An 812-nucleotide genomic window follows, 5' to 3' on the forward strand; every position below is an offset into this window, starting at 1 on the left:
ATTGTGGACATAGCGCACGCGCTTTCCATGACGTGCCGTTTCGGCGGCCACTGCAAGCAGTTTTACAGCGTGGCGCAGCATTCGGTACTCATGGCTGAGAAAGCCGCGCCGCACGACAAGCTTCGCGCGCTGCTACACGATGCTGCAGAAGCGTACATCGGTGATCTGATCCGACCTATCAAGCTGCACAACGACACGTTTTGCCAGGTCGAAGAGATCGTTGAACTGGCCATCGCCGATGCGCTCGCAATGCCGTTCCCCATAACCAATGCGGCAGTCAAGGAACTGGACAACCGGATCCTCGCCGATGAGCGCGATCAGGTGATGTCTTTCACGCCATGCAGCTTCGATGACGGGTGGCCAAACCTGCCGCCGCTTGGCGTGGTGATCGAAGAATGGCCGCCCCACGTCGCCCGCGAAAAATTCCTCAACGCTTTTCAGGAGTACAACCATGGCAGCGGTTACTAGCTTGGAGCGATTGAGTATTTCGCCGAACGGCTCGGTCGGCGTTGAGGGCTTTTGGCTTTTACCGGGCGCGCTTCACAGCACGGTGGCTGTTCGGTTCGAGCCTCTCGAACCGGGCGGTATGCAACGCATCACGATCTATGCGTTCCGCCAGCCCTTGTCTGAAAGATATTCCAACTTCTGCAAACGACTGGACGCTGCGATTTCGCGCGCCAAAGGAGGTTCTCATGCGCCTGCCTAAGCCGGACGTATCTGAATACCAGCGCAGCTTTGAAAACTGGCTGGACGAACTGGCGCTGCACATCGTCGAACATCGACCCGATCAAGCATTGATGATGCTGCACGAC

At 57.4% G+C, this 812-nt stretch carries 2 protein-coding genes; both read left to right on the plus strand.

The genetic code is table 11. The features are described 5' to 3' along the window. Positions 1-468: phosphohydrolase (locus ACTJKP_RS27000; protein ID WP_440632849.1), on the plus strand; the 468-nt coding region annotated here is incomplete at its 5' end. Beyond that, positions 452-706, plus strand: coding sequence for a hypothetical protein (locus ACTJKP_RS27005; protein ID WP_440632850.1), 255 nt, complete (start codon positions 452-454; stop codon positions 704-706). The genes ACTJKP_RS27000 and ACTJKP_RS27005, both read left to right, overlap by 17 nt. Positions 707-812: the final 106 nt, after the last annotated feature.

Origin of the sequence: Brucella sp. 22210 (assembly GCF_052045675.1) — a bacterium.
GTDB lineage: Bacteria > Pseudomonadota > Alphaproteobacteria > Rhizobiales > Rhizobiaceae > Brucella.

Coding starts and splice junctions, on each gene's coding strand:
- ACTJKP_RS27005 (WP_440632850.1), top strand. CDS start 452: ATGGCAGCGGTTACTAGCTTGGAGCGATTGAGTATTTCGCCGAACGGC.